Raw genomic sequence first — 23,676 nt, 5'->3', positions numbered from 1 at the left:
TTAAATCTTAAGATAAGTTATATTCTGTGCCATACCTGGTGCCTGAAGTACCAAACACATTGCACGAAACCTATTCTAAGAGGTGCTTTGCTCTCCCAAGAGACTTTTAGACACAAAATCTCGTAAATACACAACAAAAAGGGAGGAAATTGAATGAATGAATTTACTATAGTAGCATTTATGATTGATATAAGTATTATTTCTGGATTATTACTAGCAGGAACGATTCTGCGAGCAAAGCTAAAATGGATGCAGGCACTCTTTCTCCCTGCAAGCATGATAGCCGGTTTTATTGGACTAGCCTTTGGTCCAAGTGGTTTCGATTGGCTGCCCTTTTCAGACCAATTTAGTTCTTATCCCGGACTTCTAATTGCGGTTATTTTTGCAGCCATACCAATCGGTGCAGCAAAGGTAAACTTGAAGGAAATTATTCATCGCGTAAGAGAGATGTGGTCGTTTTCCATGCTATTAACCCTTCTTATGTGGGGAGCTGGTGCACTATTTGGGCTAATCGTGTTAGTACCCCTTTTCTCAGATTTGCCAAGCGGCTTTGGCTTAATTCTCGGTGCTGGTTTCCTTGGAGGACACGGAACAGCTGCAGCAATTGGCGAAGGCTTCCAATATTACGGTTGGGATGAGGCTATGGACCTTGCCATGACGTCAGCTACTATCGGAATTTTAATTGCAGTACTTGGTGGATTGGTTTTAGTAAAACGCAGTACTGAAAAAGGACATACGAAATTCATCCAAAGCTTTAAGGATCTACCAAACGAATTGCGTACAGGGTTAATGGGAAAAACAGAACGCACTGCAATGGGTGAAGAGACTGTATCACCTAGCTCAATTGACCCGCTTGTTCTGCATATTTCCATTATTGCGCTGGTCATTGGGGTTTCCTATTGGGTATCTGACATTTTACAAAAGGCCATTCCTGCAGTATCCATCCCATTATTTAGTATTGCTTTTATTCTGGCTCTGCTTTTTCAAGTCGCAAGCCGCAAAGTAAAGGCAGATGAGTATGTGGATCAACGGGTAATGGAACGTATAGGTGGAACAGCAACAGATTATCTTGTAGCGATTGGGATTGCCTCCATTAATATAACGGTTGTGGTAGATTACGCACTTCCGCTAGCTCTGCTCTTCCTATTTGGGACGATTTGGGCATACATTCTTTTTCGTTTTATTGGGCCTAATATCTTTAAAGACTTTTGGGTGGAAAAATCCTTGTTCGGTTGGGGTTGGAGTACTGGTACGGTGGCAATGGGACTTGCCCTACTACGGATTGTAGACCCAGAACTAAAGAGTAAAACGACCGATGATTATGCACTAGCGTATATCGGTGTAGCACCTTTTGATATTGCGATTGTTACCTTTGCCCCTATGCTGGTGGCTTTTGGATTTACTTGGGTTATCCCACTCGTGTTGTTAGTAGCGGGAGCAATCATCATTTATGTAAATCGATCATTCGGTCTATGGGGAAGACGAAAACTCGATCAATAGTTTTCAAAGAAAAGCATGGCAGGAAGCCATGCCTTTCTTTGATTTATTTATTCTTTTTCCAGGAAATCTTCCGGTAATGCAAAACGCTCATTAAGCAACATAAGCTCCAGTGGATTTTCTTTTTCTTCATTATTATCCTCTTTGATCTGGGCCATTTTGCGGTGAATCTCTTCCATTTTACGATCCAGCTTCGTCGCAGAGTCTGCGGCTTCCTTCAGCTCTTCCGTTAGGTGTGCTGGAACCTCTTTATTATATTTATAATAGATCTTATGCTCCAAACTAGCCCAAAAATCCATGGCAATCGTTCGAATTTGAATTTCGACATACATATTCTCTTCACGATCAGACATAAAAATGGGAACCTGCAAAATGAGGTGAAGACTCTGATATCCATTTGGCTTCGGGTTTTTAATATAGTCCTTACATTCAATCACTGTAATATCCTTTTGACGTTGAAGCATGTCACTTATTTCATAGATATCTGATTTGAATGACCCCCAACTTAACAGACGTTTGAAGGGGGGATTCCTAAGAACACCTTCGTAACCGAAAGTTATGTTATTAGGCTATCCCTGCGCTCCCGCAGTTAGAAGTCGTAACGCTTTGTTTTTAAGATTCAAGCTTGCGTTCTTATCCCGGTCATGATGTGCGCCGCACTGGGGACAAACCCATTGGCGCAACCCGAGATTTTTAACGGCTTTATTTTGATAGCCACAATCTGGTGTGGAACAAAGCTGACTAGACGGAAAATTCCTGGCAACGGTTATCACGTGCTTTCCATACCAAGCCGCTTTGTATTCTAGCATCTGTCGAAATTGTGACCAGCTCGCTTCACTGATGGCTTTTGCTAATTTGTGATTTTTCAGCATGTTGGACACCTGTAAGTCTTCGATACCGATAAAGTCGTGGTTTTTGACAATAGCAGTAGAAATTTTATGCAGGTAATCATGCCGTGCATTGCTAATACGCTCATGGAGGCGTGCTACTTTACGCTTTTGTTTTTGATAGTTCATGGCGTCCTGTAAGGCTCGTTTTTGCTTTATCGCCAGCTCTTTACGCCGGGATAGAATACGCTGTTCTTTTGCCAAGCGGGACTCTAATGTACGAAAATATTTCGGATTCGCATACACCGTCCCATCCGAAAGCACGGCAAAATCTTTGAGGCCGACGTCGATTCCAACAGCAGAACCAGTTTTGGGTAACGGTTTTTCTTCTGTTTCAGCTAAAACCGAAACAAAATATTTCCCACTCGGATTGCGTCTTATCGTAGCGCTCAGGATCCGCCCCTCCACTTCACGGCTCTTGGCGAATCTGACAAGACCTAATTTTGGCAATTTGAGTTTGTTCCCAACAACCGCTATATTATGATTGGTATACTTCGTGGTATAAGATTGAACAGGGTTTTTCTTGGACTTAAAACGTGGGGCTTTATTTTGTTTTTTAAAAAAGCGGTTGTATGAATCAGCCAAGTGTTTAAGCGCTGACTGCATGGCTATGCTATCCACTTCTTTGAGCCACACCAATTGCTTTTTGAGTTGTGTCAGCTGGGCGGAACAAGCCTTGTATGTCAAGCCTTTTCCCGTCTTGGTGTAAGCTTCATTCCATTGATTCAGAAAATGATTGAACACAAAACGGGAGCAACCAATCGTCTTCGCAATGAAGACTTCTTGTGGTGCATTTGGATAGATTCGGAACTTATAGGCTTTGTGAATAGACATATTTATCACAACTTTCTTATATGAATAGTACATCTATTATATCAGAAAAACACGCACAAATGTTCGTTATTTGTATGTAATACATGAAAACCAGACAATTTCTCCACCCTAGCTAAGCTTGAGGATGGAGTCTTCTTGTCCAAAACCGATAAAGGAACATGTTATTCGTATGCCCGCGATATCACGAACATTCTCTCTAATGGCAGGAAGTGACAACTCATACCCTTTCTTTTTAACTTTCTTCAATATACTCTCGGGTGCTTTTAACCGAGAACTCACATGCTCAATTGGATTATACTCATGAATATAATGAAACTCTTGTTTAAGAATATCGATTTTAGTATTCATTTCGTGTAAAGCAAATTTATAGGACATCATAAATCTAGTTAATTCTACTTTTAATGTTTTAAGATTATTCACAGCTCCAGCGACCAATTTAAACTTCCTCTCGTGATATCATTTGCAAAGCCCTTTTTGCAATAAGTTCAATTCTATTTTGTAATTCTCCATTGCCTGCTCCTCAGAAAGATTTCGTGAGAATTTCTCCATAATATTTCGCATTGTAACAGCGATTATGATTTGCATAACATGTACAAGCTCATCTTCAGATTTCGTATTTAAAGCAGACATTTTAATATAAGGTCTAAGGCCATCTATCATTTCGTTCCTATCCCCATAACTGAACATCTCTGCAAGCGATTGTTCCACTTTATGCGTCATATTAAGAAAGGCATGCCTTAAAAATTGGAGATTCTCTTGTGTTGGAATTTCTTGTAATAGGATGGCATACATTTCGGTCATTGTTTGAAATATATCACCGCCATGCTTCTCCAGGAGAGAAAAAAAAGTACGTCTGCGTTTCTGTGCTTGTGTATTCAACAGAAAAAAGAACACATCCTCTTTCCCTTCAAAGTACTGATAAAAGCTTCCACGCGGTATTCCAGCCTGCCTTACAATATTCGCAATAGAGGCTTCATAAACTGGTACCCGGGAAAATTCCTGCTCTGCAGCAGCAACTAGTTTTTGTTTCTTTTCTTCAGGAAGATTATAAAACGTTAAGGTTGGCATACAATTCACTCCAAATGTGACAATGTGTCACTTCGATATATCTCCATAATAAATGACACCAAGTCATAATTCAATACATTATGACTTGGTGTCATTTATTAGACACAATTATGCTTGGCAATGTAAGCGGTAGGCCTCAACAAATGCCATAGGAGATTCCCTGACCGTATAGGAATAGACGCCCTGTGATGTGTGTAAGTATAAAAGGCCACCACCGTCAGTACCTATTTCACGGTAGGAAACATCTAGAATATCTTTCATCAAAAACTCTCTATTTTGGGTAGTAATCTTCTCATCAAATAACGTCAGTACGCGCTCATGCTCGATGTCAATTTGCTCTATGCTCGTTACCTTCCGTTCCATTTTAAAATAAGGCTGTTTTGCTAAAAGGTTCATACAAACCCTCCATTCCCCTACATCTTACTATCTCATAGAACAGAGGGCAAAAGAAAAGCGGAGGGTGCTATGTGTGTACTTCCTTCTTAAGACGGATTTAGGCTGATAACACGACCAGTTTCTGCTGCTTGAAGCATTCCTAGTACTACTTTTAACGACCCTAGGGCATCCTGGCCAGAAGCAATTGGTTTTTCACCCGTTGTTACACAATGGATAAACGCGTCAATAACACCCGTATTGGTTTGGTTGTCATTTGTTTGAATAGTTTCCAGCTGATAATTAATCTTCTCTCCAGTGCTTTTAATCACTTCCAACTGGTATTCAGGGTCGTGATAAATCTTCAAAATACCTGCTTCACAATAAAGAACAGTACTGTTATCTTCTTCTCCATAATAGGACCAGGAGAAGGATGCCGAGCCGAGACAACCTTTTTTTGTTTGCATACTGGCCACGACATTATCACAGACTTCAATTGGCTTACCCTGTTCATCCACTTTATTAAGCGCTCCTTGAAAAGCACTAATCTTTGTAATCTCGTCTTCCAGAAGGTAATGGATTAAATCGAGCTTGTGAATTCCCAAATCACCCGCCACTCCAAATCCAGAACGTTCTTTTTTAAAAAACCATGTAGAATTTGATTTATTCACTCCCCAGTGTTCTGGCCCTTTATGGCCAAAGGTCGTTCTAAAGGTGAGAACCTTACCTAACTCCCCACCTCGAATAATCTCTCTTGCTTTTTGGTGTGCGCGAGTAAAGCGTTGATTATGATCCACCATCAATACCTTGCCTGATTTCTTCTCTGCTTCCAAGATCTCTTGTGCGTCCTTTACAGTTAGAGAAATGGGTTTTTCACAAAGTACATGCTTTCCAGATAATAAAGCTTTCGTTGAGAAAATATGATGATTTTCATTTGAGGAACAATCACTGATCACCTTAATTGTGGGGTCTTCTAACAAGTCATTAATTGACCTCGCCACAGAGCCATCAAACATGGAAGCAAGGCGTTCTGATCGCTCGGGATTTCGGTCATAAAACACAATTTCCGAGATCTGCTTATTTGCTTTATATTCTGGTGCGTGGCGCAATTTTGCAATCGATCCACACCCAATAATACCTGCTTTCATTTTCATCGCCCCTCTACTACTCGCGTTTTTGAAATACTACCGCTACGATGATGATTAACCCTTTAACAAAGCCTTGCAGGTGGGGGGATACATTCATTAAGTTCATCATATTATTTAAGATACCTAGGATGAGAACACCGAAAAATGTTCCAATAATCTTCCCTCTTCCACCAGTCATTCTTGTTCCACCAATAATGACCGCAGCAATGGCATCTAGTTCGTAGGACACTCCCGAACTTGAGGAGGAAATGGAATTGAGGCGAGAGGTTTCAATTGTAGCTGCAACACTAACCAAAAGCCCTGTTAAACTATATACCCCTATTTTCACTCTATCTACCCGAATCCCCGATAACATGGCTGCTTTTTCATTACTTCCAATTGCATAAACGTATCGCCCAAATCTAGTTTTATGCATAAGCAAATAGACAAACACTGTCATGATAATAAAAATAATAATCGGGTAATCAATCATGAGGAATTCACTATTGGCAATCGCACTAAAACCAGATACTTCTCCTGAGATACTTCCTCCGTTAGCAATATACAAGGCAATTGACCTGGCAGCTGCCATCATACCAAGGGTGGCAATGAAGGAAGCTATCCTTCCCTTTGCGACCATTAATCCGTTAAGGAGCCCTGCAAAGGAACCGACAATAAAAGCTGTCAAAACTGCTGCAATAATACTACCCGTTGCATTTAATGCTATAACAGCAATGACACCGACCAACGCAAGGACAGATCCTACCGATAGGTCGATCCCTCCAGACAGCATGACAACAGTCATTCCAAGTGCGATGATCCCTATAATGGAAACTTGCATAAGAATGTTCATCTGATTGTTAATATCGAGAAACCTTGGACTCATAAAAGATGCTGCAATAAAAATAATTAAAAAGGCTATAATGACGCTGTACTCCGACCACAGCCAAGATAGCTTATCTTTCAAAATCGAACGCTCTTGTCTATTCTTTTGCTGTGGCTGCATTTCTGTATTTCCCACCTTTTCCACCCTCCCTTTTCGATCCCGTTGCATACCTCATAATCAGATCCTCTGTCGCCTTATCACCATTGATACTAGCTGTGATTTCTCCTTGATACATGACGTGGATATAATGGCAAACCTTCATTATTTCCGGTGCTTCAGAAGAAAGGATAATGATTGCTTTCCCCTCCGCAGCAAGGTCAATAATATGCTGGTAGACCTCTCTTTTGGCACCAACATCAATCCCTTGAGTAGGGTTATCAAAGATAAGAACATCCGGACCTACTTCCAGCCACTTCGCAATGACGACTTTTTGTTGATTTCCCCCACTTAATTTATCTATCGTGACAGTTGGATCGTGAAGTTTTATATTTAATTTATCGCGGTAATAAGAAAACCTACTCTTTTCTCTCTTTTCCTGAATAAAACCAGCCTGTTCAAAGTGGCTCATGGAGGAGAGCGTTAGATTATGGATAACATTTAAATCTTTAATAATCGCATTTTCTTTACGATCTTTCGGAACAAGGCCAAGCCCCGCTTTTAAAGCATGTTTAGGATGATTTATTTTCACCTGCTTGCCATTCACCTTTATTTCGCCAGTCGATTTCCTTCTATAGCCAAATAGCGTTTCAATAAGCTCAGTTCTCCCATCGCCCGCAAGGCCCGTAAAGCCAACTATTTCTCCTCGCCTTACAACAAAGTTAATATCACGAAATTCACCCTCGCAGCCTAAATCCTTTACTTCGAGTATCGTATCTCCAAAGGAATGTTCCTGCACAAATCGCTCTTCTGAAACGGATCTACCAACCATCATGTTTGTAATCTGGTCTAGCTCTGTTTCCTTTAAGCTCCCTGTTGCGACCCACTCCCCATCCCGCAGTACAGTATACCTGTCGCAGATCGCTTTAATTTCCTTTAACTTATGGGAGATATAAATAATGGAGACGCCTGTCTCCCGGAGTTTTGTCATGAAACTGAATAATCTTTCCACTTCATGCTCTGCAAGGGCTGTCGTTGGTTCGTCCATGATAATAATGCGGGATCTGTGTAAAAGGGCGCGGGCAATTTCAATAAGCTGTTTGTAGGACGTATCTAAATTACGAACGTATTCCTTTGGGTCAAGCCTGACACCCAGCTTTGCTAAAATGTCCTTGGTCTGTCGGCACATCTCTTCTACTTTTAGAATGCCTAACTTGTTACGTAGCTCTGAACCTAGGAACATGTTTTCATAGATTCGTAAATCGCCAACGACATTTAATTCCTGGTGAATAAAACTAATTCCAAGTTGCTGAGATTCTTTTGGTGTCGTAATCGCAACTTTTTCTCCATCCACCATAATGAATCCTTTATCAGCTAAATGCACCCCGCCGAGTATATTCATCAAGGTAGACTTTCCAGCGCCATTTTCTCCAAGCAGTGCATGAATTTCCCCTTTTTTCACTTGTAACGTGACCTTTTTCAATACAGGGATCCTGTTAAACGACTTTTCAATATCCTTCATTTCTACAATCCAATCATTCGACATAACTATCCCCCTTTATTAAACAAAAGCTTAGAGCACCGGTTAAAAACGTAGCGACTGGAGTGAATCAACTGAAATAAAGGAATCACGGTGAGCATGCGAACCGATGATGACTTATTGCAGGGCGATTCACGAAGTAGCCTAGTTTTTGGTGCTCGAAGCTAGACGATCAAAAGCTTAGAGTACCGCTATTATGGAACACCAACCAATCTACCCAGCTTGGGCCAAATGAGTTAAAGGAAACACAATGTTGTAACCTTTTTACATTGTGCCTCCTCACCATTTAATTAGAATTTAGAGTCAGGATCATATTGCTCTTCTACATTGTCTTTAATGATTTCTGTCGCTTCCATAATAACCATTGTTTCTTCTGGATCTTCTCCCTTAGCCAGCTCTGCTGCAATTTTCACACCTTCTCGAACCATTGTTGGTGAATAAAGGAAAGTTGCCGAAATAAGGCCATCATCTTTAATACTTTCAAATACCTCTTTCGCTCCACCTGCACCTGTCACAAATTGAATATCTTCGCGTCCGGCTTCTTTAATTGCTTGCACTACCCCTAATGCCATTCCATCATCTTGCGTAAACACGGCATCGATTTCCGGTTGTGCTTGCAAAATGTTTTGCATTACTTCTAAAGAAGTCTCGGTTGAAAAATCTCCACTTTGAGATGCAATGATCTCCATGCCATCTGTGCTCTCAATTGCCTCTTTAAAGCCTGCACCACGTTGTTCTGTAACAGAACTAGGAGGTCCGGTAATTTCGACTATCTTTCCTTTTCCGCCTAACTTATCAATGAAGTACTCCCCAGCATTTACACCAATTCCTTCATTATCCCCTTTCACGACGACTGTTGCTGCATCATTTTCCAGCTCACGATCGACGATAACTAATGGGATACCGGCATCTTTTACTTTTTGCCCTACTGGCGACAGTGCTGCAGATTCAATAGGAAGCATAACAATTACATCTACATCCTGTGATATCAGATCATCCACATCATTTGCCTGAGAGTTAGGATCTGCTGCATTCGTCATAATATAGTTAATACCTTCTGCCTCTTGTATCTCCTTCGCCTGACTTTCCGCATTATCAATTAATGCCCCCATCCACCCATGGGTTGCAGAAGGAAGGGATATGCCAATCGTTAGATCGCTATCTACGCTATCACCTCCATCTTCACTATCCCCACTGCTCTCCTCTCCACAAGCAACTAAACCAATAACGAATAATGCCAACAAAAACAACCAAAGCTTTCTCACACCAACCACCCCTTTTGTGTTTTTAAAATACTAGCCAAGCCATTGTAAACGTTTACATTTATCTGTCTAAGGCTAGCGCTCTACTATTAAAGCAGACGTTTAATAACAGAGCGCTAGTCTTAGGTAGTTATCCTGCAGTTGAGCCACGAATTACAAGTTCATGTTCTAAAATGACGCTTTCAACCTGTTTTCCTTTTATCCGGTCAATGAGCATGCTTGCTGCAATCTTTCCCATCTTATACATTGGCTGGGAGATGGTCGTCAAAGTTGGATAGGTCATATTGGAAAAATCGATCTTGTCAAAACCAACAATGGCCATATCTTCTGGTACCTGTAATCGTTGATTATTCACTTCCTTTAGTGCACCGATAGCCAACAAGTCTGACACTGCAAAAACGGCTGTTGGCCGATCTTTCAGCTTTAGAATCCTTTTCATTGCCTGCTGTCCATTATCAAACCCCAGCTCAGAAGCATGTAGGACATATTCTGGTCGGATTGGAATGTCGTGCTTCAACAACGCTTTTTGATAGCCCTGTCTCCGCTGCTGTGCATAGAGATAGGTCTCATCAGAGTTGATCATCGCAATGTTACGGTGGCCAATTTGAATCAGATGATTTACCGCACGATAGGCAGCCTCTTCATTATCAATCGTTACATACGGTATCCCACTGTCTGGCGTATATTCACTGCATTGGATAATCGCGTGCTTCTCAGCCAGTTTAAGTAAGGTTTCTCGATTTACCGCAGGGTCCATAGAGATAATACCATCAGCCATCTTGTTGCGCACAAGCTCAAAATAGATGTTCTCACGTTGTGGACTTGAATCTGTCTCGCAAAGTAAAATATTATAGTGAAGACTAATTGCAGTTTGCTCAATTCCTTTAATTATTTCTGTGTAGAAGGGATTAGAAATTTGCGGGATAAGAATCAATAGTATTCTGCTTTCAGAGTTTCGTAGATTTCTGCCCAGTACACTCGGTTCATAATTCAACTTGTTGATTGCTTCTTCAACCTTTAGCTTCGTCTTGTATGTAACGCTATTTTGCCCGTTTAATACACGTGATACCGTGGCGACAGATACGCCTGCTTCTTTTGCTACGTGGTGGATGTTGGTCATTATGGTGTCCCTCTTTTCAAATGCCGCCAATTGTAATCGTTTACAATTTTATAGTAATACAGTCCCAATTTTCTGTCAATATATTTTTTAAATATATACAAAATGGTTGATTTATCATGTTGAATTATATATGTTTAGTAATGTAAAGGATTACAAAATGAATATACAAGACTAATAGAGGAGGTTGTTCAAATGAAATTAGGTGTTTTTACAGTATTATTCTCCGATAAGTCATTTGATGACATGTTAGACTACGTTTCTTCCAAAGGATTGGAAGCGGTAGAGTTAGGAACAGGTGGTTATCCTGGTGATGCACACTGTAAGGTTGATGAACTACTCAACGATGAACAGAAATTATCCGAATTCAAACAAAAAGTGGAATCACGCGGGTTAATGATTAGTGCCCTAAGCTGTCACGGAAACCCTCTTCATCCTCAAAAGAAAATTGCAGAACCTGCAGATGAAATATTAGAAAAAACGATTATCCTTGCTGAGAAGCTTGGTGTACCGGTTGTAAATACCTTCTCTGGATGCCCAGGAGACCATGAAGGTGCCCTCTATCCAAACTGGCCAGTGACACCTTGGCCACACGACTTCCAAGAGGTACTAAAATGGCAATGGGAAGAAAAGCTTATTCCGTACTGGAAGGAAAAAAATGATTTTGCAGAAAAACATGGTGTTAAGATTGGACTTGAGTTACATGGTGGCTTCTCTGTACATACTCCTGCAACCATGTTGAAACTTCGGGAAGCGTGCGGTCCGGCAATTGGTGCCAACCTTGATCCTAGCCATATGTGGTGGCAAGGCATTGATCCTGTTGAATCGATTAAAATTCTTGGCCGTGAAAATGCGATTCATCATTTCCATGCGAAGGATACGATCATTGACCAGCCAAATATGAACCGAAATGGACTTACAGATATGACCGACTATTCCCAAATGCGTGATCGAGCGTGGTACTTTAGAAGTGTCGGATTTGGTCATGACACGAAAACATGGGCCGATATTGTGAGCACCCTACGTTTAATGAATTATGATTATGTAGTTAGCATTGAACACGAAGATGGCCTCATGTCAGTAGACGAAGGCTTCACGAAAGCAGTAGAAAACCTCAAGCCAGTCATGGTTAAAGAATCCATGGGCGACATGTGGTGGGCATAGAGCAACATCACTTACTAAAAGAAAGACCGGGACAAGAGAGGTTTGAAACTCAAACCCGGGAACGCCCATATAGCCTTCGAATACGATTCCCCTTCCTACACGTTGGGGATTGGTTTACATACGCTATATAGCGGAGGAAAATACGCAGACTCCAGTGGGAACAGCACGAGTCCGAAGACCCCCTCAGAAGCGTCCTTTGCTTCTGAGGAGGCTGAGGCCGTGCCCACGGAAAGCGTAGTATTTATCCGTAGCGAAAATTAGACACTTACCATAACTGTTCCAGTCTCTCTTAAATCTTTACTTCCCCGTCTTGGCAAATTGCTTGATTCTTTCACCTATTTGATCTCTAACACGTTGAAAAACTTGCCACTTCTCTTCCTCTGTTCCTTCTGCTTTTGCTGGATCATCAAATCCCCAGTGCTCTCTACGTACTTGGGGAGGTGTCATTGGGCATTTATCAGCCGCGTCACCGCATAACGTTACTGCCAAGTCTGCATTGTTTAAAATTTCCGGAACAATTATGTCAGAGGTCTGGTCAGAGATGTCGATGGAGATCTCCTTCATTGCCTGAACCGCTTTAGGATTTAAACCATGTGCTTCAATACCCGCACTCTTCACTTCCCACTCATCACCAAGTATTTTTTTTGCCCAGCCTTCCGCCATTTGGCTACGACATGAGTTTCCAGTACATAAAAAATAAATGCTTTTTTTAGCCATATGTTTTTCTACCTCCTATAGTAAAGTTAACGTTAAATATAAACCAATTAATGTAATAAATAAAATAGGGAGCGTAAGGATAATCCCTGTCTTGAAGTATGTCCCCCATGATATTTTAATTCCCTTTTGCGAGAGAACATGGAGCCACAGTAAAGTTGCTAATGAACCAATTGGCGTAATTTTCGGTCCAAGATCTGATCCAATCACATTCGCATAAATCAGCGCTTCTCTAATCACTCCTGTTGTATCTGTTTCCGCGATTGCAATAGCATCGATCATAACAGTCGGCATGTTATTCATAACCGAGGAAAGAATTGCTGCAATGAACCCCATCGCTACTGTTGCGAAAAATAATCCCTGCTCCGCGCTCTTTTGGATCACGACGGCTAAAATGTCCGTAAGCCCTGCATTCCGTAAACCAAAGACCACCACATACATTCCAATAGAGAAAAAGACTATCGCCCAAGGTGCTCCTTTGATTACAGCAAGGGTATTAACAGCCTTGCTTGACTTAGCCATGAATAAAAAGAAAATGGCTACCACACCAGCTACAATCGAAACAGGCAGATGGATGAACTCACTAATAAAGTAACCAACAAGTAATATTCCAAGTACATACCAGGAAAGACGGAACATTTTCTTATCCTTAATAGCATCTGCCGGCTTCATTAACTGCGTGACATCGTAGGTTGCAGGAATATTTTTTCTAAAGTATAGAAATAGAACTAGAATGGTTGCTCCTAGGGAGAAAAAGTTCGGTATGATCATTCGAGAAGCATATTCGACAAATCCAATATTAAAGAAATCCGCTGACACAATGTTTACCAAATTACTTACCACGAGGGGCAAAGAGGTCGTATCTGCAATAAACCCGCTTGCCATGATAAATGGAAAAATCATTTTTTCTTTAAACTTTAAATTCCGCACCATAGCAAGCACAATAGGGGTGAGGATTAATGCTGCGCCATCATTTGCGAAAAAGGCCGCAACAATTGCTCCAAGGATACTAACATAGATAAACATTCTAACCCCATTACCCTTTGCCGCCTTGGCCATATGTAGTGCTGCCCATTCAAAAAACCCGATTTCATCAAGCACCAATGATATAAGGATAATGGCTACGAAGGCAAGTGTAGCATTCCATACAATACCGGTTACTTCGGCCACGTCATGGAAGTCCACTACCCCCACCAATAAAGCAAGTACTGCACCGGAACAAGCTGACCAGCCAATAGATAATCCTTTCGGTTGCCAAATGACAAAGATTAAGGTCACCAGGAAAATGAGTAACGCTAAGATGACAGATAACAATATATTTCCCCCTAACAACAATTTATTCTTGTACCGTTCTCCTCAAGCTCCTTTAAACGATAACGCTGATCAGGAAGCTGTTCTAATAAGGGCACAAGAAAAGTATAGTACGTATTCGTTTTGTTCAGCGAATAGAAAATCCACTGGCCTTTTCGTTCTTCCTTCACAAGACCAACGTCTCTGAGCTTACGTAAATGTTGGCTAATTGATGGTTGACTCACTTGAAAAATTTCCACAAACTCACACACACAGCAGGTATGTTCATCCAACAGCTTTAACATCGTAAGTCGGGTTCTATCCCCGAGCAGTTTAAGGATCACTGCTGCTTGCTCCATTTCAACACTCGCCTTTACCATACGCCATCACCTCTTTTGCATAAGTATATAACTATATGATTATATACGCAATACAAAAAACATGCTACTACATAGCAGCATGCCTTTTGCTTATCTAATTCCCTTTTCGGGTTCCTTCAAAATTTGGACACGTTTTAACGTTCGGTCATCTGTCCGCAAAATAGTAAAGGTTAATCCAGCAGCAGTAAGCGTTTCCCCTTCTTCAGGAAAATAATTAAACTCCTTAATTAAATAGCCAGCAAGCACATCTTCCTCTTCAGGAATATTCGTATGAAAAATGGTATTTAAGCGGTGGAGCGGTATTTTTCCGTGACACACGATTTCCTTATCTGATACTTTTTCCACCAGGGCTTCACTCACGACATCTGTCTCATCTTCAATTTCAAGTCCAATTAACACTTCGATGATATCCTCATGCGTGATAATCCCTTCTGTTCCCCCATACTCATCTAACACCACAGCCATATGCTTTTTCTCTTGGATCATTTTACGAAAAACATATTCAATCGAATGGAACTCAAACACAATAAGCGGGTCCATATCACTAAAGGATTCCAATGTTTGATCAGGGTCTATCGACCAAGATAATAAATATTTCGAGTGAAATACCCCTATAATATTATCCACATCTTCTTCATAAATGGGATATCTTGTGAAAGGATTTTGAATGGCGACATCACGAGCCTCCTCAAAGGTAGCGTTGTTTGGCAAGCCAACAAGATCTACTCTAGGAGTTTTTAAGGCATCCTTCACATTTAAATTATTGAATTCTAAAACCCCTTTAATTCGATGGGACTCGTCTTGTTTAAAAATGCCTTCTGTCCGGGCAATATCCACCATGGCTCTAATTTCTTCCTTCGATACAGATGCCTCTTTATCCTGTCCTTTAGATAGACTCCTTATAATAAAGCCAGTAATCGAATTTAATAGGAACGTTAACGGTTTAAAAATTATGATAACGAACCGAATAACCGGATAAACAATATACGAAATGCGATCCGGAAAAGCTGCAGCAACCGATTTAGGAATAACTTCTGCAAAGATAATAATCACGACTGTTAGGATAGCAGAAGCCAAACCAACACTAAATCCATACTCTAGGGCAACCATGGTAACCAAGGTTGGCAGCAGTATATTTGAAATATTATTTCCAATTAGAATAGCGGTTATAAATTGCTCAGGCTTTGAAACGATATCGAGTAATTTTTTGGATTTTTTATCTTCCTTAGACTGTAATCTCATTTTATTCGTTGCAGTTAAAGCTGTTTCACTACCGGAAAAGAAAAACGATGTAAGTATTAAAATGATTATAGCAATAATCACTTGGTAAATTCCTCCTTGGATGAATGCACTTCTTCATATTATCCATATAATAAAGTATTACCCCCCACTTGAAAAGGAAAACGAAAATCCTCACATGATTTGGTCACCACTGGTTAAATTATTAAAGGGGACATTTTCTTCAGGAGGGGATTAAATGGAGAGTACAAATGAATTCGTTAAAAAGTTTAATGAAACAAAGCAAAAGGATATACAAAATAAAAAGCGCCAAGGGTTTAATGACCCGGCCAAAAAGCTTCCAAACAAGCGGCATTAAGGAGCCACACCTATGGAAAAACAACGCGTAAGGGAAATCCTAGAAGCTCCGAATTTAATTCAAGTTGATTACGCTGGGATACCGGTTTATATCCAGTCAGTTGCAGAAGATAACGGCACCGCTACTGTCTTTCCACTCGATGAGATGGACCATGAACAGATGGTAGAAATCAGCAGACTAACGGAAACCATTCCAGTAAAACATTAGTAAGGAAACCGCCCCGTCCATGTACTGCACATCGACGGGGAATTTCCCTACTTTTTATTTTGCCTTCGATCCATTTTAAAGTGTGCTATTTGATTTTCTGAGCCAGTGAAGAGCTTTGTAATATATGTGGTGGTTAGACGATAATTCTCTTCAATTTTTTCTGCCAAATGACTGGTTCGTTCGAACAAGGTAGAACGAACATGGTCAAGCTGCCTCGCCAATTTTTCCGTTAAGGCTTCCTGGTTTTCCAGACTTGCCATGACAGCTTTCTGATGCTCCTCCTGTTTCGTTAGCTTTGTTTCGATTTTTTCCTGCCACTCAGATTGTTGCTGCAAACTAGTTCGTAAATCCTTATCCTCTTGTTTCCGGGACGTTATATGATCCGTCATATCTGACTGGGCCAATTGTAGATGGTTCACTTTCCCGGAAAGCTCCTTATTTGTTCGTTGTGTATCTTCTAGTAGCTTTTCCATTCTTGTATGCTTTTCTTCCATTTGCTCCAAAAGGCGAATCATCTCTGCATCACGTCTGTCTTGCATTGAATTATTTTGTTGTAATGCGTTTAACTCCGTTAGCATTTCCCGCCATTGCCCAGCATTCTTTCCTTCTTGTCTATAAAAATGCTGCTTCATTTTTACTTGCGTCTGGTGAAGCGACTCGTTTACTTTCTTTTGCTCCATTATCATTTCAGCTACATGATTTTTTATATAGATCCCTTGGTTTGGCTCTTTTAATGGTTCCTTGTTTTTAAACAAGTTTCGATGCTTGTTTCGATCCATATATAGCCCCATACCTGTCATCCTTTCTGGGTTCTTTCCATATAGAATATGCAAGGACATGGATGATGGGACAGTAGTTAGAAATTTGATACACTAGTAGTAGAGCAACACGTACTAAATATCTTCGTTTTGTTAAATTGGACACGAAAAGTTAGATGGGATGGTGGAAGGATGCTAGAGCAATGGCTTCATGATGCAAGTTATACTGTAGTATTTACAGGGGCTGGTATGTCAACCGAAAGTGGATTGCCTGATTTTCGTTCTGCAAAGCAAGGGTTATGGAATAACCTAGACCCAAGTGAAATTGCAAGTACTGATGCTTTAAATAAAAATGTGCATGCCTTTACAGAATTCTATCGCCAACGAGTGCTCGGAGTGAAAACCTATGAGCCCCATAAAGGTCACTACATTTTAGCGGACTGGGAGAAACAAGGAAAATTAAAATCGATTATTACCCAAAATGTCGATGGGTTCCATCAAAAAGCAGGTTCCCAAAAGGTAGCGGAGTTACACGGTACATTGCAAACACTGTATTGCCAGTCCTGTAACAAGAAATATAGCAGTGAAGCGTATCTTGATAAAGAATACCACTGTGATTGTGGTGGTATTCTCCGCCCCTCTATTGTTCTATTCGGAGAGGCATTGCCACAAAGAGCTTTCCAACAGGCTTTTACAGAAGCACAGGCCTGTGACCTGTTTGTGGTGCTTGGTTCCTCTCTAAGTGTGACTCCTGCAAACCAATTTCCTTTAATTGCAAAAGATAGTGGAGCAAAACTTGTCATTATTAACCGCGAGGAAACTGACTTGGATTACTATGCGGATCTTGTTATCCACAATCGCAATATTGGAGACATATTAAAGGAGCTGGATGTATAATCCAGCTCCTTTCATTATCAACTATGCCATCCATTTCGGAGGAACGTTTTTATTCCAAAATATTTCACCAATCTCCCGGTGTGTTTCGAAGCGATCATTACTTACATGGTAATGAAAATTAAACCAATAACCTTCCATTGGACGGTTATCCCGGCGTACATGGAACTTCGCGAGGGCTTTATCTGTCCGAACATCATAGAGGTTAAATATCTTTTCTCCCCATCCATCTGTTGGTTGATCTGTGATCCCAATAAAAGGGTAATCCGACTCATCAACTGTAGCCAATGTTTTGGTTACTGCTTCTTCCACACCAAATAAAATGGTATCTAAGAATACAGGATCAATTTGCGACGAAATTTTCGGGCCAAGTTTTTTCATCGTTTGTACCTTTGCCTCTGATGTCATTGACTGGACAAAGGAGACGCTTTTATCTTCTTGCCTTTCCTCTTCTAATGGACTATCTGCTTCTGCTACAGAGGTGGAAATATCTTCTTTTATATCGGTTTTGGCAGAGATATCGTCTTTACTCTCATCAGCGTTTAAAAAAGCTGGCGGGACATACATTCCCAGCGTCATTATGGTAATGAGGACGACTGCCGCCTTCCTTAGCCAAAGTTTCATACTACGAGCCCCTTTTATCCCGGTGCAACCGTCCGTAAGACTCCCAATTCAAAACATGAGGTGAAACTGTTAGTTTTTAGTGGGATTAAACGGACGCTAACACGCCGATTCGTTCAACTAACAATTAGTGGGGAAAGAATGAAAACCTCCACTGATTGACGTTTTCACTTTATATACTTACTTAAAGTTTACCACGCAAAATAAATATGTCCATACATTTTTAGAACTTTAGCGGAAATATTAAAATTTTCCAAATCATTCAATGCCATCTATTTTAAAAACAACATTTACATAATAAATGGTATTTGAGAGAAGCTAGAAAGTAACTAAACTAGCTAGGAGTGAAGAAATGAACGAAGAAAAAAAGATTCACTTAGACTCAGGTGAAATCGCCTCCCTTTGGACAGCCTATGTAAATGACAGCATGTCTATCTATATCCTCCAGTTTATGATTCAGCATATTCAAGACCCTGATATTAAGCCTGCAATTCAGCATGCCTTGGATATTTCAGATGGCCATCTTACACAGCTAACAGCCATCTTTGAAGCGGAAGAATATGCGATTCCAAATGGATTTACGAGTAAGGATGTTCATTTAGATGCCCCATGGCTGTTTTCCGATACATTCTGTCTAACCTATGTAGGCCATTTGGCAAAGGTTGGCATGCTATCCTACAGCGGGTTACTGTCCATGAGTACAAAGCCTTCCATCCGGGATTACTTCACTACTTCCCTAAACCAAACAGCTTCCTTATATAATCAAACAGTTGAAATTGCGACACATAAAGGGGTTAATCCACGCATTCCTTATATTGAAGTACCTAAAAAAGCAGATTACATTAACAGCAAAGAGTATTATAGCGGGCTTAATCCATTTAGTGATAAACGCCCGTTGAACGCTATCGAGATCTCTCATTTATACATGAATGCCCTGTCCAATTATGTTGGCATGAAACTATGTCTTGCTTTTGCTCAAACTTCCCCTAACAAAAAGGTACAGGATTTCCTTTTAAGATCAAAGGAGATTTCCAAAAAGCACAGAAAAATATTTAATTCCATCTTAAGTGACAATAACATTGAAACACCACAACTTCCAGATGTGGCTGTTAGCAACTCGACGACAGAAACATTTTCTGACAAAATGATCATGTTTCATATGTCCTTGTTAATTTCTGCTGGGATTGGAAATTACGCCACTGCTGCTGCGGCCAGCCAAAGATTAGATTTAGCCGTTAATTATGAACGCCTCTCGCTTGAAGTAGCGAAACTAGCGAAAAGTGGCGCAGATCTAATGATTGAGAACCATTGGCTAGAACAGCCACCAGGTACAAGGAATAGGGAACAGCTCGCTAGGAATAAAAAATAAGGAGGAGCAGCTTATGGAAGCTGCTCCTCTTTTCAACTTAGACATTTAACACCAGGTAACAGCGCATTTTAATTTACAAATTCCGCTGATACACTTTTTTCCCATCATAGGAGTAGACGACTGGCTTTTCTTCTACAGAGGTTTCCATATAAACGGTCTTCCCCCATAGCTGATAAATGTAGGGCAAAACATTTTCTAGGTAGCCAATATCGAGCTCCATACCTTCATAGCTGTGTTTCAAATATAACTCGCCATTTCGCAAGTAATCTCCATTCTCTACAGTGATGTAAGGAAACCCTCCGTTTACCCTCATGGACACAAGCTGATCGCGCACTTCTTCATATTTTTTATCGGTTATCGTATAGTCTCTGCCCTTCTTCTCAAAGAGATAAAGATCCTCCCGCTGTACAAGCTCTTTTGTTAAATAGTTGCGAATAAACGAAATATCAGCTTCTATTTCCCTTACCTCAAACATTTTCTCTCTACCCGATCCAGGCTGTATGCCGAGTTCTCGCATTTCCTTTGTTGGATTGTTATAGCGTTCTTCTATATCTTCAAAGATTTTCAACCCAAGGTAATAAGGATTAATGCCTTGCTTGGATGGTTGCACCACACCTGCATTTAATGAGGCAAACTCAATGGTATCCTCTGTGCTAAGATCCATCTCACGAAGAATACGTTGATGCCAGTACGAAGCCCAGCCTTCGTTCATGATCTTTGTTTCCAGCTGTGGCCAAAAATAAAGCATTTCCTCCCGCATCATAGTTAAAATATCGCGTTGCCAATCCTCTAGCTCCGTGCTGTACTCTTCAATAAATAATAGTAAATCTTTTTCTGGATGTGGCGGGAACTTTTTCCGCTTTTTCACATACCGTTTTCCTTTATCTGTTGTTTTATCCAAATCCCAAAGGTCATCATAAGCCGTTTTTGCTTTGTATGGCTCTTCTTCTTCATCATCCTCCAAATTATAAGCAGGGAGTTTTGGCCGAACAATGGATGGATCAATATGCTCTTGAATAGCAAGAATTGCGTTTAAAAACTGCTCCACTTCTTCCTTGCCATGAACCATTTCATAGTTAGCAATTCTTTCCGCCGTAGCTGTCATGCTTTCCACCATATCACGCCGTGTATTGGAAAAACGAACGTTATTTTTAAAGAAATCACAGTGGGCAAGGACATGTGCGATGATTAATTTGTTTTGTATGAGACTATTTGTATCAAGCAAGAAAGCATAACAAGGATTTGAATTAATGACTAACTCATATATTTGACTTAAGCCAAGATCATATTGCAGCTTCATTTTGTGAAATTGTTTACCAAAGCTCCAATGGGAAAAACGGGTTGGCATCCCATAGGCACCAAATGTATAAATTATATCAGCAGGGCAAATTTCATAACGCATCGGATAAAAATCCAAACCAAATCCGGTTGCAATTTCGGTAATTTCTTCAATTGCACGGGTAAGTGCTCTCGTGTCGGTCAACGAATATCCCTCCTATCATGCTTTATATAGTGTATGAGAAGGGCTATTAATGATGAACAACTTTCTAACATCCAGACATTTAGCAAAGAAACTCTCGCAAATCGAAACAATTACTATTTACAAACCGTAACCATTACGTTATGATATGAAAAGATCAAAACGATATAAACGTAAGGGAGAGCAAACAAATGAAAAAAAGAAATTACATAGTTCTAACCGGACTATTGTTTTCACTGTTATTCATAGCTGCATGTAATAGCGAGTCTGAAAATACGTCTGCTGAAAACAATGACGGATCAGATAACCCGCTTAAGATTTATACCACTTTATATCCACTTGAAGATTTCACTAAGAAAATTGGTGGTGAGTTTGTTGAAGTGGAAAGCATTATGCCACTCGGCGCAGATGCTCATACGTTTGAACCAACCTCCAAACAAATGGTGGATATCGCCGGAGCTGATGCCTTCATTTATAACGGAATGGGTATGGAATCCTATGCAGAAAGCATGTCTTCAGCACTTGAAGGCGAAGTCGTTGCCCTAATAGAAGCTGCAGAGGGAATTGAGACAGTGGAACACAGCCATGAGCATGACCATGAAGGCGAAGATGCTACCACGGAAGAACATGACCACGAAAGCGAAGATGCTACCACGGAAGAGCACGATCACGAAGGCGAAGATGCTACCACGGAAGAGCACGATCACGAAGGCGAAGAAGCTACACATGATCATGATCACGGGGACATGGATCCACACGTATGGTTAGATCCAATTCGTGCTATCGCCCTTGCGGAAAATATTAAAGACCAGTTAGTAGAATTAAAGCCTGAAGAAAAAGAAACGTTTGAAGCAAACTTTGAAACATTGAAAGCAGACTTAGAGAATTTAGATGCAGAGTTTCATACTTTAATAGAATCGAAAGAAAACCCTGAGATGATTGTTTCACACGCTGCGTACGGCTATTGGGAAGAAAACTATGGTGTTGCACAAATCCCGATTTCAGGACTATCTTCTAGTGAAGAGCCGTCCCAGAAGGAACTTACAGAAGTTATTAGTGTTGCAAAGGAAAAAGACTTGAAATATGTTATATTTGAGCAAAACGTAACGACAAAAGTAGCAGAAGTAATCCGTAATGAAATTGGTGCAGAGCCATTGCAACTGCATAATCTTTCCGTTCTAACGGAGGAAGATGCGGAAAATGAAGAAGACTATTTCAGTCTTATGAAAAAAAATCTAGAAACATTAAATAAAGCACTTCAATAAAGTTTAACGAGGACGTGTCAGATGACACGTCCTCTTCATTTTAATTTCTACTCATTTAATGGTGGATACACGACATCATCTACAGTTCTAAATTTCGCTTAAACTACACGCTCCTTTTAATTAGGGAGCGTTTTATTTTTTTATTGTAAAACCGTTGCATTTTTTTAGTTTACCGAATATAATTTGCCTAAGGTAAACTTTTTAACTATCGTATAAATATTTATCGCAATCACAACACTTACTAGCACAGCATAAAATGCCATTATATTTTTTTGCTTAAGTTTTGCACAAAGGAAACAAAATAGAGAGAGGGGAAAATGAAAATGAAAAAATTATTTTTAATTGGTTTTGTGTTCTTGTTATTTGGATTGGTTGGCTGCTCCACCAAGACAGAAAGTAATGGAGGTTCTAGCAAGGAACCAGTCAAAGTAGTAACAACGATTGCCCAAATTGGGGACATAGCAAAGCAAGTAGGTGGAGAGACGATAGAAGTTGAAAGTTTAATGGGGCCTGGCGTTGATCCACATTTATACAATACCGTTCAAGGAGATATCCAAAAGCTTAACGAAGCAGATATCATTTTCTACAACGGCCTACACTTAGAGGGACAAATGGATGAGATTTTTCAAAATATGCAGGAAAAAAAGCCAACGATTGCGGTTGCTGAAAGTATTCCGAATGAGGAGCTTTTGGCAGATCCAGCCAGTCCGGATATTAGCGACCCACATGTCTGGTTTGATATCGGTCTATGGAAACGAGCAACAGAAGCTGTACGAGATGGGTTAATTGAGTTAGATCCAGACAATGAGTCGGTGTATAAAGAAAATACATCAGCGTATTTAACCGAATTGCAAGAACTAGAAACCTATGCAAAAGATCGGTTTACCGAAATACCAGAGGAGAGCCGTGTACTAGTAACTGCTCATGATGCGTTCAATTATTTCGGGGAAGCGTATGGCTTTGAGGTTATCGGACTACAAGGATTGAGTACTGAATCTGATGGCGTAAACGATATTCAACGCATTATCGATGTCCTCATAGAACGGAATATTAAAGGGGTATTTGTTGAAAGCAGTGTGTCTGAACGGTCAATTAATGCTGTTGTAGAAGGTGCAAAGGAAGCAGGTCACGATGTTTCCATTGGTGGAGAGCTATATTCCGATGCCATGGGTGAAGAAGGTACAGAGGAAGGAACCTATATTGGAATGTTCAGACATAATGTCGACACCATCGTAGATTCTTTAAAATAAG

At 40.4% G+C, this 23,676-nt stretch carries 23 protein-coding genes and 2 pseudogenes; 8 read left to right on the top strand and 17 right to left on the bottom strand.

Annotation, left to right across the window (positions count from 1 at the left end; all coding sequences use genetic code 11):
* Positions 1 to 153 precede the first annotated feature (153 nt).
* Positions 154 to 1,500, top strand: coding sequence for a sodium/glutamate symporter (locus K3T81_RS01040; protein WP_106898223.1), 1,347 nt, complete (start codon positions 154 to 156; stop codon positions 1,498 to 1,500).
* Positions 1,501 to 1,547: 47 nt separating this feature from the next.
* Here K3T81_RS01040 and K3T81_RS01035 read toward each other — a convergent pair.
* From K3T81_RS01035 to K3T81_RS00990, 10 genes and pseudogenes are all read right to left on the bottom strand, one after another.
* Positions 1,548 to 1,994: pseudogene (locus tag K3T81_RS01035) on the bottom strand (GTP pyrophosphokinase); the annotation flags it as partial.
* Between the two features lie 72 nt (positions 1,995 to 2,066).
* Positions 2,067 to 3,218 carry an IS200/IS605 family element RNA-guided endonuclease TnpB gene (gene tnpB / locus K3T81_RS01030; protein ID WP_238017617.1) on the bottom strand — a complete coding sequence of 384 codons (1,152 nt, stop codon included), beginning with the start codon at positions 3,216 to 3,218 and terminating at the stop codon, positions 2,067 to 2,069.
* 147 nt (positions 3,219 to 3,365) lie between these two features.
* Positions 3,366 to 3,596: pseudogene (locus tag K3T81_RS01025) on the bottom strand (GTP pyrophosphokinase family protein); the annotation flags it as partial.
* Positions 3,597 to 3,674: 78 nt separating this feature from the next.
* Positions 3,675 to 4,286 carry a TetR/AcrR family transcriptional regulator gene (locus K3T81_RS01020; protein WP_161464847.1) on the bottom strand — a complete coding sequence of 204 codons (612 nt, stop codon included), beginning with the start codon at positions 4,284 to 4,286 and terminating at the stop codon, positions 3,675 to 3,677.
* A 108-nt stretch (positions 4,287 to 4,394) separates the two neighbouring features.
* Complete coding sequence (locus K3T81_RS01015; protein WP_106898225.1) at positions 4,395 to 4,682, bottom strand: hypothetical protein; 288 nt, start codon at positions 4,680 to 4,682, stop codon at positions 4,395 to 4,397.
* An 86-nt stretch (positions 4,683 to 4,768) separates the two neighbouring features.
* Positions 4,769 to 5,812, bottom strand: coding sequence for a Gfo/Idh/MocA family protein (locus tag K3T81_RS01010; protein ID WP_238017615.1), 1,044 nt, complete (start codon positions 5,810 to 5,812; stop codon positions 4,769 to 4,771).
* Between the two features lie 10 nt (positions 5,813 to 5,822).
* Entirely contained in the window at positions 5,823 to 6,791 is a 969-nt protein-coding gene (locus K3T81_RS01005) for an ABC transporter permease (protein WP_249226013.1), read from the bottom strand.
* Complete coding sequence (locus tag K3T81_RS01000) at positions 6,769 to 8,313, bottom strand: sugar ABC transporter ATP-binding protein (RefSeq protein ID WP_238017611.1); 1,545 nt, start codon at positions 8,311 to 8,313, stop codon at positions 6,769 to 6,771. The genes K3T81_RS01005 and K3T81_RS01000 overlap by 23 nt, the downstream gene beginning before the upstream one ends.
* A gap of 284 nt (positions 8,314 to 8,597) precedes the next feature.
* Complete coding sequence (locus K3T81_RS00995) at positions 8,598 to 9,572, bottom strand: substrate-binding domain-containing protein (protein ID WP_238017609.1); 975 nt, start codon at positions 9,570 to 9,572, stop codon at positions 8,598 to 8,600.
* Between the two features lie 127 nt (positions 9,573 to 9,699).
* Positions 9,700 to 10,689, bottom strand: a complete 990-nt coding sequence (locus tag K3T81_RS00990) for a LacI family DNA-binding transcriptional regulator (protein WP_238017607.1) — start codon at positions 10,687 to 10,689, stop codon at positions 9,700 to 9,702.
* A gap of 192 nt (positions 10,690 to 10,881) precedes the next feature.
* On the opposite strand from K3T81_RS00990, the gene K3T81_RS00985 reads away from it, so the two are divergent.
* Positions 10,882 to 11,850 (top strand): sugar phosphate isomerase/epimerase family protein, encoded by a 969-nt coding sequence (locus tag K3T81_RS00985; protein ID WP_106898230.1) that lies wholly within the window; start codon positions 10,882 to 10,884, stop codon positions 11,848 to 11,850.
* A 297-nt stretch (positions 11,851 to 12,147) separates the two neighbouring features.
* On the opposite strand, the gene arsC is transcribed toward K3T81_RS00985, so the two are convergent.
* From arsC to K3T81_RS00965, 4 genes are all read right to left on the bottom strand, one after another.
* The gene (gene arsC, locus K3T81_RS00980) at positions 12,148 to 12,567 is read right to left on the bottom strand and encodes an arsenate reductase (thioredoxin) (RefSeq protein WP_238017605.1); all 420 of its coding nucleotides are present in this window, start codon (positions 12,565 to 12,567) and stop codon (positions 12,148 to 12,150) included.
* Between the two features lie 15 nt (positions 12,568 to 12,582).
* Positions 12,583 to 13,878, bottom strand: a complete 1,296-nt coding sequence (locus K3T81_RS00975; RefSeq protein ID WP_238017603.1) for an arsenic transporter — start codon at positions 13,876 to 13,878, stop codon at positions 12,583 to 12,585.
* An 11-nt stretch (positions 13,879 to 13,889) separates the two neighbouring features.
* Positions 13,890 to 14,234 carry an ArsR/SmtB family transcription factor gene (locus K3T81_RS00970; protein WP_238017601.1) on the bottom strand — a complete coding sequence of 115 codons (345 nt, stop codon included), beginning with the start codon at positions 14,232 to 14,234 and terminating at the stop codon, positions 13,890 to 13,892.
* 90 nt (positions 14,235 to 14,324) lie between these two features.
* The gene (locus K3T81_RS00965) at positions 14,325 to 15,557 is read right to left on the bottom strand and encodes a hemolysin family protein (RefSeq protein ID WP_238017598.1); all 1,233 of its coding nucleotides are present in this window, start codon (positions 15,555 to 15,557) and stop codon (positions 14,325 to 14,327) included.
* 154 nt (positions 15,558 to 15,711) lie between these two features.
* Here K3T81_RS00965 and K3T81_RS00960 point away from each other — a divergent pair, with 154 nt between their 5' ends.
* Entirely contained in the window at positions 15,712 to 15,831 is a 120-nt protein-coding gene (locus K3T81_RS00960; protein ID WP_081779477.1) for a DUF4023 domain-containing protein, read from the top strand.
* Between the two features lie 12 nt (positions 15,832 to 15,843).
* Positions 15,844 to 16,038 carry an H-type small acid-soluble spore protein gene (locus K3T81_RS00955; RefSeq protein ID WP_238017595.1) on the top strand — a complete coding sequence of 65 codons (195 nt, stop codon included), beginning with the start codon at positions 15,844 to 15,846 and terminating at the stop codon, positions 16,036 to 16,038.
* A 47-nt stretch (positions 16,039 to 16,085) separates the two neighbouring features.
* Here the strand turns inward: K3T81_RS00955 and K3T81_RS00950 are convergent, their stop codons facing one another.
* Positions 16,086 to 16,829: a hypothetical protein gene (locus tag K3T81_RS00950; RefSeq protein WP_238017593.1), complete on the bottom strand. Its 744-nt coding sequence runs from the start codon at positions 16,827 to 16,829 to the stop codon at positions 16,086 to 16,088.
* A gap of 159 nt (positions 16,830 to 16,988) precedes the next feature.
* Here K3T81_RS00950 and K3T81_RS00945 point away from each other — a divergent pair, with 159 nt between their 5' ends.
* Positions 16,989 to 17,693 carry an NAD-dependent protein deacylase gene (locus tag K3T81_RS00945; RefSeq protein WP_238017590.1) on the top strand — a complete coding sequence of 235 codons (705 nt, stop codon included), beginning with the start codon at positions 16,989 to 16,991 and terminating at the stop codon, positions 17,691 to 17,693.
* Between the two features lie 21 nt (positions 17,694 to 17,714).
* On the opposite strand, the gene K3T81_RS00940 is transcribed toward K3T81_RS00945, so the two are convergent.
* Positions 17,715 to 18,314, bottom strand: a complete 600-nt coding sequence (locus K3T81_RS00940) for a YpjP family protein (protein WP_119576234.1) — start codon at positions 18,312 to 18,314, stop codon at positions 17,715 to 17,717.
* A 349-nt stretch (positions 18,315 to 18,663) separates the two neighbouring features.
* Between K3T81_RS00940 and K3T81_RS00935 the strand changes: the two genes are divergently transcribed.
* Positions 18,664 to 19,680, top strand: a complete 1,017-nt coding sequence (locus K3T81_RS00935; RefSeq protein WP_238017587.1) for a DUF3231 family protein — start codon at positions 18,664 to 18,666, stop codon at positions 19,678 to 19,680.
* A gap of 73 nt (positions 19,681 to 19,753) precedes the next feature.
* On the opposite strand, the gene K3T81_RS00930 is transcribed toward K3T81_RS00935, so the two are convergent.
* Complete coding sequence (locus K3T81_RS00930) at positions 19,754 to 21,163, bottom strand: SpoVR family protein (protein WP_238017584.1); 1,410 nt, start codon at positions 21,161 to 21,163, stop codon at positions 19,754 to 19,756.
* 188 nt (positions 21,164 to 21,351) lie between these two features.
* On the opposite strand from K3T81_RS00930, the gene K3T81_RS00925 reads away from it, so the two are divergent.
* Positions 21,352 to 22,425 carry a metal ABC transporter solute-binding protein, Zn/Mn family gene (locus K3T81_RS00925; protein WP_238017581.1) on the top strand — a complete coding sequence of 358 codons (1,074 nt, stop codon included), beginning with the start codon at positions 21,352 to 21,354 and terminating at the stop codon, positions 22,423 to 22,425.
* 323 nt (positions 22,426 to 22,748) lie between these two features.
* The gene (locus K3T81_RS00920; protein WP_238017578.1) at positions 22,749 to 23,675 is read left to right on the top strand and encodes a metal ABC transporter solute-binding protein, Zn/Mn family; all 927 of its coding nucleotides are present in this window, start codon (positions 22,749 to 22,751) and stop codon (positions 23,673 to 23,675) included.
* The last annotated feature ends 1 nt before the right edge of the window (position 23,676 follow it).

This window comes from Oceanobacillus jordanicus (assembly GCF_022095695.1).
Lineage (GTDB): Bacteria > Bacillota > Bacilli > Bacillales > Amphibacillaceae > Oceanobacillus_B > Oceanobacillus_B jordanicus.
This window is presented reverse-complemented; position numbering and strand designations above follow the sequence as displayed.